At 46.2% G+C, this 9,212-nt stretch carries 6 protein-coding genes and 1 pseudogene; 5 read left to right on the forward strand and 2 right to left on the reverse strand.

The genetic code is table 11. The features are described from left to right. Window positions 1-215: 215 nt before the first annotated feature. Together AC805_RS20215 and AC805_RS27505 are read right to left on the reverse strand one after the other, a co-directional pair. Window positions 216-1,463, reverse strand: coding sequence for an adenylate/guanylate cyclase domain-containing protein (locus AC805_RS20215; protein ID WP_082429579.1), 1,248 nt, complete (start codon window positions 1,461-1,463; stop codon window positions 216-218). Between the two features lie 226 nt (window positions 1,464-1,689). Further along, window positions 1,690-1,815 (reverse strand): hypothetical protein, encoded by a 126-nt coding sequence (locus AC805_RS27505; RefSeq protein ID WP_156341496.1) that lies wholly within the window; start codon window positions 1,813-1,815, stop codon window positions 1,690-1,692. 768 nt (window positions 1,816-2,583) lie between these two features. Here AC805_RS27505 and AC805_RS27510 point away from each other — a divergent pair. The 5 genes and pseudogenes from AC805_RS27510 to AC805_RS26995 all read left to right on the forward strand — a co-directional run. Beyond that, window positions 2,584-3,810 carry a D-alanyl-lipoteichoic acid biosynthesis protein DltD gene (locus tag AC805_RS27510; protein WP_369122836.1) on the forward strand — a complete coding sequence of 409 codons (1,227 nt, stop codon included), beginning with the start codon at window positions 2,584-2,586 and terminating at the stop codon, window positions 3,808-3,810. 298 nt (window positions 3,811-4,108) lie between these two features. Continuing rightward, window positions 4,109-6,121 (forward strand): GspE/PulE family protein, encoded by a 2,013-nt coding sequence (locus tag AC805_RS20225; RefSeq protein ID WP_055077077.1) that lies wholly within the window; start codon window positions 4,109-4,111, stop codon window positions 6,119-6,121. Between the two features lie 184 nt (window positions 6,122-6,305). Then, window positions 6,306-7,460, forward strand: a complete 1,155-nt coding sequence (locus AC805_RS20230) for a type IV pilus twitching motility protein PilT (RefSeq protein WP_055077079.1) — start codon at window positions 6,306-6,308, stop codon at window positions 7,458-7,460. A gap of 43 nt (window positions 7,461-7,503) precedes the next feature. Beyond that, window positions 7,504-8,712 (forward strand): type II secretion system F family protein, encoded by a 1,209-nt coding sequence (locus AC805_RS20235; RefSeq protein WP_055077078.1) that lies wholly within the window; start codon window positions 7,504-7,506, stop codon window positions 8,710-8,712. A 386-nt stretch (window positions 8,713-9,098) separates the two neighbouring features. Next, window positions 9,099-9,212: pseudogene (locus AC805_RS26995) on the forward strand (IS630 family transposase); the annotation flags it as partial.

A 9,212-nucleotide genomic window follows, 5' to 3' on the forward strand; every position in this document is an offset into this window, starting at 1 on the left:
ACTGGGTTTGGTGTTTATAGCTGCCGCCAACTGTATCAGGGCATAATACCAATTCCCAAAATGGCGCTGCCATTTTGGGAATCTCAAAACCTGACTGGGTTTGTTTTTTAATTCACTGAAGTGTTGGCTCACTTCAGTGAATTAGTATAAAACCCCAAAGAGAGTTGCCGCGCTCCGCGCGGCAACTCTCTTTGGGGTTTTATATTTAATTGCGCCTAGCTACTTAAAACGTAGGTAGTCATTGCACCTTTACCCTTGATCTCTACCCGATCGCGGACTTCAAAATGATAGCGATCGCGCAGATATTGATAGGTAGTTTCGGAGACCTGAATACAGCCTGCAATCCCGTGGGATTCCATCCGACTAGCCGTATTCACCGTATCCCCCCAAAGATCGTAGGTAAATTTTTTGATCCCGATTACCCCCGCGACGACTGGCCCTGAGCTAATCCCGATCCGAATTTTGAGATTTTGGTGATACTCACGATTAAAAGTCGCTAATTCTGACTGCATGGCGATCGCCATTTCGAGGCTTGCTTGGGCGTGATCTCTATGGGCAAAGGGGATACCCGCCACAGCCATATAGGCATCACCAATCGTCTTAATTTTCTCTAAGCCATACCTCTCTGCGAGGACATCAAAACGGGAAAAAATTTGATTGAGAAAGGTAACTACTTCTTCGGGGGGAAATTTTTCGGCAAATACAGTAAAGCCCACGATATCGGCAAACAGGACGCTCACATCCTGAAAATTATCGGCAATGAGATTGGATTCTAACTTCAGGCGATCGGAAATAGATTGCGGCAAAATGTTTAATAAAAGGCGTTCTGAGCGTTCTTTTTGCTCCTCTAGCTCCTTTCGGGCGATAAATTCCCGCTCCTGTAGCTGCTCGTATAGATAAACAGATAAATCCCCCATCACGCAGATCCAACCAACAAATAGAAAGATCAAGGAAATCGGCATCTCCAGCTTACCTGCGACTAATAAGGGCGACCTTGTAAAGATGTCACTCACACTATCGCCAAACAAAAAGGTAACGAGCAAAAAGTAACTGCCTACGGTAATCGCCTGAACCGCAAAATGGAGTCGCCAACATACTGGGACGATCGTGACCTGAGCCACAAAAATTAATACCCAAGGAATGAAAAAAGGGGTTTCAATGCCTGTTAAGGAGACATTAGCTTGGGTTGTCAAGTTGATCGTAATGGGAATAAATAAAAAGATGGGATAAATCACATCTTTAGCAAAGGGCGATCGCAATAGCCCAAAAGCACCGATCAGGAGCATCTCGATCCCAAAATCTAGGGCGATGCTGACATGAGTATTGAGGGGGGTCAGACCTTTGCGGCTGATCGCTAGCTGCAAAATCATAAAACTTAAAATACAAATCGACGACATCACCGTCACAATTTGAAGTCGCTTTCGCATAAATTGCGATCGCCACTGAATATACTCAACATTCATGGAAATTAGCCTGTGATTTGTTTGTAAGTTTGTGTGGTTATGAAGTCGCCATGCTAACCTTGTAGCAAATTTTTCATCCCGCCGATCCCTTCAATAACCTATGGACATAACATCCTTAGATGCTAATCCACTAGATGCTAAATCACTAGATGCTAAATCACTAGATGCTAAATCACTAGATGCTAACCCCCTAATGCCCCTAACCAGCATAGATGCGATTACTGACTCAGCCCCGAATGTAGCTATCCATCCCGAGCAGTCGCCAAGCTCGCTTGAGTATCGCTCGGCAAATGATCGCTTGAGTGAGAATCGCTTGAGTGAAAATCGCTTGAGTGAGAATCGCTTGAATCAAAAGAGTCTTGCTCTAGTAAATGAGACCAAGGGCATCCTAACCGAAGAATTGGCGGGGATCGAACTCTCCCATACCAAGCAAAAAGGTGACTGTCTATACCTTTACAGCCAAGATCGCGAAGTAAATTGTGCCACGCGGATCTTAGAGGCGATCGCTCCTAGCACCCAAGATCTGGCAAGTTCGGTTCTATTTGCGGAAGGGATCCGTCGTCTTAAACTCCATGGCAATGCTTGGGCTTTGGGGCTGGATTTACCGATCTCCGATGGCGCGATCGTGGCAGCAGAAATTATTGCGAACCTGCTCGCCACCTTCCGCCATGATCAACAGCCCCCCAAGCTCGCTCAAGCAAAACTAAAGTTGTTATTACAAGACAACTGTCTGAACTTGCTCTGCGAGACGAAGATTAATATTTTGCAAGCCGAGATGGCTTTGCCTATACTCAATGCTTTGCGAGCGGTTCGAGCCGCCGAATATTTTCAAGCAGTAACAGTTTCTAGTCGAGTCATTGGCACAAAAAAACCTAGTTGGTCCTTTGAAATCGATCTGCTGGCGATCGGCACCCAAAATCCGCAACTCGAAATAATTGAGGAAGATAATAGCCTCACCCTCGACAACCCCGATCAAGAAGAGGTTAGTGACGAGGAATCAAGGAATCCGTCATTTAGCGATCGCCTAAACGCGCGGCTCATGGGAGTCGGACGGATGGTCTTTGGATTGAAGTGGCTGGGACAAACGACTCCACAGACGAATCCAAAGACGACTCCACAGATGTTGTCTCTACCGACATGTATTGCTAGTTTCGCGATTGGCTTGGGATTGACGATCGCCCTCGATCGTACCCTCAGCCGTTATGAACCACCCGATCCATCTATTAAATTTGCGATCGCCGATACTAAGATCGATGTCCAAGGCGATCGAACGGCTAGTGCTCCTGCCAAAGAAACTGCAAATAAACCCGCCCTCAATTTTAATATTGCGCTTTTTAATGAGAAATTAGCGCTGCTAGATTGGCAAACTACTAACAAACGGCGATCGCCAGATATTTTAATTGTCGGCAGCTCTAGAGCATTACGCGGTATCGAACCCCACGTTTTAGAAAAAGCTCTCATCAATAGAGGCTTTAAAGATATCAGCGTTTTTAACCTTGGTATTGATGGCGCAACAGCCAAGGTCGTGAACCTCCAAATCACCCAAATCCTAGCGCGTCCTCAGCTACCGCGAGCGATCGTTTGGGCAGATGGTTTGCGGGCTTTTAATAGCAGCCGCAGTGACATTACCTACGACGAAATCACTGCATCATCAGGCTATAAACAATTACAGGAAAGCCTCAAAGCTAGCGGACTTAACTCCGAGCCACTCTCCAATCAAAGTGTGGCGATCGCCAAATCGTTAAACCCCATTTCCCAGTCCCTTGATGCACTATTCACCACCCTACCCAAGAAGCAAGAAATTCGGACTTCCCTAGTGAAGAAATTCGATCGCAATACCCATATGCTCAGCAACAGCGAAGCCCTAATCGCTTCTACTTTACCCAGTACAGCTACTGCGCTGGACTCCAAAGGCTTTGTGTCGTTTGATGTCACCTTTGACCCCAACACCTATTTCCAAAAATTTCCCCAAGTTCCTGGAGACTACGACCTCGATTATCGCAACTTTGATATCACGGGTTCACAATTCGAGGCTTTTGCCAATGTCGTTGATTTTTGCCGCCGCAATGATATCGAGCTTATCGTCGTGAATATGCCCCTCCATGCCACCTATCTTGATAGCATTCGCACAAGGTATGAAGCAACTTTCAACGAGCGAATGCAAGAACTTGCCCTGCGGGAAAGTTTTACCTATCTCGACCTTTCACACCAAATTCAAAATCAAGCCGAGCTTTTCTCCGACCCCAGCCATTTAAATAAAAAAGGCGCGATCGCGATTTCTCAACTACTTGCCCAAAACCCGAAAATTTCTTGGCAAAATATCCTTAATAATAAACCGAAGAGATGATAGTGTCGGCGTGAAACGCCGACACTATCATCTCTTCGGTTAGGATTTGTCCTAACTAACGTTAAATATAAAACCCTAAAACCTGCGGCGCACGCTGCGCGTGAGCCGCAGGTTTTAGATCTGGATTTTAATTATGCCCAGCTACTTAGCTGATAAAACTATTTTTTGTAAAACTATGAAGCACTTGTGCTATTTTTCCCAATATAGTTATGCAAAAAGCTATGATCGCCTTACATTGCTTTGCGATCGCAAAGATTTAATCTCACTTGGGTAATGAACTCTTAGGAAATCTTGGGCTATGAATACATCAGATCAAGCGCCAACCACCGCCGCAAGCAGAAATAAGACCAAAGCTCTTGCCAAACGGGGAGGTCGAACTCCCTTCGAGAGCAAACTGATTCAAGCAGGACATGCCACCTCCGACCAGTTCGATCGCGCTGTCAAAGATAGCCAAGAACAAAATGTGCCATTTCTCAACGTCCTAGAGCAAATTCTGGGGCAACAACTCGCCCCCGACATTACCCGCTATTACAAACGCCAACAACTTTTTGAATTACGGGTACTTTACGGCATCGAACCGATCGATCCCGATGTTGAAATTGACAAATTTGATATTGGTAACCTCAGCGCTTTACTTGACTCCAATATCATCCCCATCTCCAGCTGCCGAGACTGCGAGATCCTGCCCCTAGTTAAGACAGAAAATAGCATCACACTTGCCGTAGTTGCGCCTGACAGCTATAAAGTCCAAAATGAGATCACACGCCTCATTAAAAACATGACGATCGTTAAGCGTGTGATTGCCCGTGAGGATTTTCATCGCACCTTTGACAATATCGTGCAGTTTCAAGTCAATAAGAGTGCCAAGTCTGAAGGAGCGATCAGCGATGAAGATCTACAGGTCAAAGATGATGTCTTTGGCGAAGATATTGCCGACACCGATCAAGGCGATGAACTAATGGTTGGGGGTGAAAATTCCGCCCCAATCATCAGCCTCGTTGATAAAATCCTTGTTAAAGCTCTTAAAGAAGGATGTTCCGACATTCACATCGAACCACAGGAAAAGGATCTCTGCGTCCGTCTGCGTAAGGATGGCGTACTGCGCGAATACTTCTTCCTCAGTGAAAATAAGCGCTTACCAAAAAATATTATTAACGCCGTAATTTCTCGCTTCAAAATTATCTCCAACCTGAACATCGCCGAAAAACGCGTTCCCCAAGACGGTAAGCTCAAGCGGAACTTCCAAGGTCGGCGGGTTGACTTCCGCGTCAATACTTGCCCCACCCAAAACGGGGAAAAGGTATGTCTGCGGATTTTGGATAACTCCAATACCCAGCTCGGACTTAACAAGTTAATCAGCGATCCCGAAAGTCTTGCCCTCATGCAAAGCTTTGCCCAAAGACCCTATGGACTAATTCTCGTAACTGGACCTACGGGTTCGGGTAAAACCACTACCCTCTATTCAACCCTTGCGGAATGTAACGATCCTGGCATTAACATTAGTACTGCCGAAGATCCCGTTGAATATAACTTACCTGGATTGACCCAATGCCAAGTGCTGCGGGAAAAAGGGATGACCTTTGCCAGTATTCTCCGCGCTTTTTTACGGCAAGATCCTGATGTCATCCTCGTCGGAGAGACCCGCGATGCAGAGACCGCCAAAACAGCGATCGAGGCAGCTTTAACGGGGCACTTAGTACTGACAACCTTGCATACCAATGATGCGCCTAGCTGTATCGCCCGTCTCGAAGAAATGGGTGTCGAGCCATTTATGGCAAGTACCGCTATTATCGGTGTACTCGCCCAGCGCCTCGTTCGCAAGGTGTGCGACAACTGCCGCATCCCCTACAACCCATCCCAAGAGGAGCTAGATCGTTTCGGTTTACCCAGTAGCGACCTTGAGAAAACCTTCTACCGTGCCAATATCGTCAATCGCGAAGCTATGCTTCCTGGTCAACGAGTCTGTCCAAAATGCAATGGCTCTGGGTACAAGGGCAGAGCAGGTGTATACGAGATCATGAAAATGACCGAGCGCTTGCAAAGTGCGATTAACAAAGGCGCAACCACCGAAGTCATCAAAGAAATTGCTGTACAGGAAGGCATGAAAACCTTGATGGCCTATGCTTTTGACTTGGTCAGAACTGGCGCGACCACCTTAGATGAGGTGCTGCGGGTTGTCTATACCGATAAAGGTCGAGAAGCCGAAGAACGCGCCCGTCGAGGCAAAGGATTGGAATGTGATAATTGCGACGCAATGCTCACCCCCGAGACCGTTGAATGTCCGTACTGCACCACGCCTAGAACTTTCTAAAAAACTGCGTTTGAAGCCTTTTGTAAAACATTTGTGAAACATCTGCAAAACATTTGCAAAGCGCGAGGCTTCAATCATGGGAATTTTCTAGTTTTTAAAATCTGATGCAAAGGCAGATTTTAGGGGATATATAGGGAAACATGCACTTATTAGGATTAGATCAGGAGAATCGCCCACTATGGTAATGGACTACATCATCGAAGACCTGATGGAAGAGGTCGTAGAGCGTAAGGGTTCTGACCTTCACATTTCCGCAGGACTTCCTCCTTATATTCGTATCAACGGACATCTCACCCGTACCGATCGCGATCCGCTCACTCCTGAAGAATGTCAGCGTTTAATTTTTGCGATGCTCAACAACAATCAACGCAAAACGCTCGAACAAAGCTGGGAATTAGACTGCTCCTACGGAGTCAAGGGATTGGCAAGGTTTCGTGTCAATGTTTACAAAGATCGCGGCACCTATGCGGCTTGCTTGCGGGCGCTTTCATCGAAAATTCCCGACATGGATGATCTGAACTTGCCACCGATCGTCCGCGAACTTAGCGAAAAACCACGGGGACTAGTTCTGGTTACGGGGCCTACAGGTTCGGGAAAAACAACGACCCTAGCGGCAATGATCCAAACGATCAATAAAACCCGCGCTGAACATATTCTCACCGTTGAAGATCCCATCGAATTTGTTTACGAATCCGTAAAAAGCGTGATCCACCAACGGCAGGTTGGGGAAGATACCAAAACCTTTGCCAACGCCCTCAAAGCCGCATTAAGAGAAGATCCCGATGTAATTCTCGTTGGGGAAATGCGTGACCTAGAAACCATTCAACTAGCCGTCTCGGCTGCTGAAACAGGACATCTTGTATTTGGTACATTGCATACTAGCTCTGCATCCCAAACCGTCGATCGCATGGTGGATGTATTTCCCCCAGAACAGCAAGGGCAGATTCGCGTCCAGTTGTCTAACTCTCTGGTCGCCGTATTGAGCCAAACTCTCGTTCCCCGTCATAATCCCCAACCAGGACAGTTCGGGCGGGTAATGGCGCAGGAAATCATGGTAGTTACACCTGCTATTTCCAACCTCATTCGTGAGGGTAAAACTGCCCAGATGTACGGTTTTATCCAAACTGGCGGGAAAGAATCCATGCAAACCCTTGAGTCAGTATTAGCAAGGTTATACATGGATGGGGATATTACCTTTGAAGCCGCTATGTCCAAGACTTCGCGTCCTGAAGAACTACTGCGCGTAGTGGGTCCCAATCCTGCCCCTGTAATGAAGCGGAAAGCAGCGGGAGATCTGCGATCGCAAGACATGATCAAATCGCGATCGATCAGTGGCTAGACGACAATTTTCTACCCATAATTCCTATTAACGAGGTGCAATCATGGCGAAGTTTCAGGGGAATCTCAAAGATTCTAAAGGTAAATCCGTACAGCAAACAATGGTGGCTGAATCGGTCAAAGAGGCTCGCGATACTTGGAGACAAAAAGGATTTGTCGTTCAAGATATCAAAGAGGTAAAGGGGGGCTTTAGTTTTGCCTCCATTACCATGAAAAAGGTAACGGTTAAAGACTTAGCTCTATTTTCCCGACAGTTAGCAACCTTGGTCAATGCTGGTGTATCGATGGTACGCGGCTTGGGAGTCATGTGCGACCAATGTTCCAATCCCACGCTCAAGGTTGCATTAACGGAAGTTCTGGATGATGTACAGCAAGGTACCAACTTTTCCGATGCTCTGCGTAAGCATCCTAAGGTGTTTGATAAGTTATACTGCGCGATGGTACAGGCTGGGGAAGCTGGTGGGGTGTTAGATGATGTACTAGCCCGTCTGGCGACATTGCTCGAAGACTCCGCACGTCTCACCAACCAGATTAAATCCGCGATGACCTATCCGATCGTGGTTTCATCGATCGCCGTGATCATCTTCTTAGCGATGTGTATTTTCATCATTCCTGTATTTGACGGTGTATTTAAAAGCTTAGGCGGTGAGTTACCAGCATTTACCCAAATATTGGTTAATATCAGTAATTTTTTAAAGAGTGAGAAGATATTCATCATTCCCGCCCTATTTTTTGCGATTACCTTCGTTTACAACCGCGTTTATGCAACTCCTGCGGGCAAGCTCTACCTTGACGGCGTTTTCTTGAAATTGCCTTTATTTGGTGACTTGGTGGTTAAAACTGCTGTGGCAAGATTTGCGCGTACCTTTGGCTCGCTCTCTAAGGCAGGTGTTCCTATTCTGGCATCCCTCGAAATTACCGCTGAAACGGCGGGAAATCTGGTGATCTCTAACGCGATCGAGTCCGCCAGAAATGCGGTTAGAGAAGGCGGTCAAATTGCACCTGCTATGGAAAAGACTGAGGTCTTTCCCGTTATGGCTTTGCAAATGGTTAGCATTGGCGAAGAAACGGGTGAAATTGACAAGATGCTGATGAAAGTGGCTGACTTTTATGAGAATGAAGTCGAAGAGGCGGTAAAAGCTCTAACCAGTTTAATGGAACCATTGATGATCGTCGTTTTGGGCGGCATGGTGGGTTCGATTATCGTTGGGATGTATCTACCGATCTTCTCGATTATGGACAAGATCAAATAACTTCCAAAGAGGCGGCACTAATCTTCGCCTTTTTGAAGCTTTTATATTCCAAAAAGAGGGTCACGGGGCTTCGCCCCGTGACCCTCTTTTTTTTGTTATAGCTACAGTCACTTGAATTAGGACAAATCAAAACCCAAAAATTAATACCAAATCACAAAATGGCTACGCCATTTTGTGATTTTAAAACCCTTACGGGGTTTGGTTTTCAATTACCAAAAGTGTAGCCACACTTTTGGTAATTGGTATAATTGGCGGCGCGAAGCGCCGCCAATTAATTCTTGGGTTTTATGTCCTAGTAAACTTGGCGACAGCTATATTTCTTAACGTGAGTTCGGAATAATTTGAAATGGACTTTGAGAGAGGGTTTGCGTAGCAAACGCTCTCTCCCTTATGACCATGATTAACCCTTAGTTTGCTTTGATGAAAACTCTAAACAATTAATTTCTGAAGTCAGAAACCCGATCCCTCCAGCCATAAGACAAGTCGAACGCTATGACTAT

The organism is Pseudanabaena sp. 'Roaring Creek', from assembly GCF_001402795.1.
Classification (GTDB): domain Bacteria; phylum Cyanobacteriota; class Cyanobacteriia; order Pseudanabaenales; family Pseudanabaenaceae; genus Pseudanabaena.

Excerpts from the sequence above, each read along its gene's own strand:
- AC805_RS20215 (WP_082429579.1), bottom strand. The coding sequence starts at position 1,463 with ATGAATGTTGAGTATATTCAGTGGCGATCGCAATTTATGCGAAAGCGA.
- AC805_RS27510 (WP_369122836.1), top strand. The coding sequence starts at position 2,584 with ATGTTGTCTCTACCGACATGTATTGCTAGTTTCGCGATTGGCTTGGGA.
- AC805_RS20225 (WP_055077077.1), top strand. The coding sequence starts at position 4,109 with ATGAATACATCAGATCAAGCGCCAACCACCGCCGCAAGCAGAAATAAG.
- AC805_RS20230 (WP_055077079.1), top strand. The coding sequence starts at position 6,306 with ATGGACTACATCATCGAAGACCTGATGGAAGAGGTCGTAGAGCGTAAG.
- AC805_RS20235 (WP_055077078.1), top strand. The coding sequence starts at position 7,504 with ATGGCGAAGTTTCAGGGGAATCTCAAAGATTCTAAAGGTAAATCCGTA.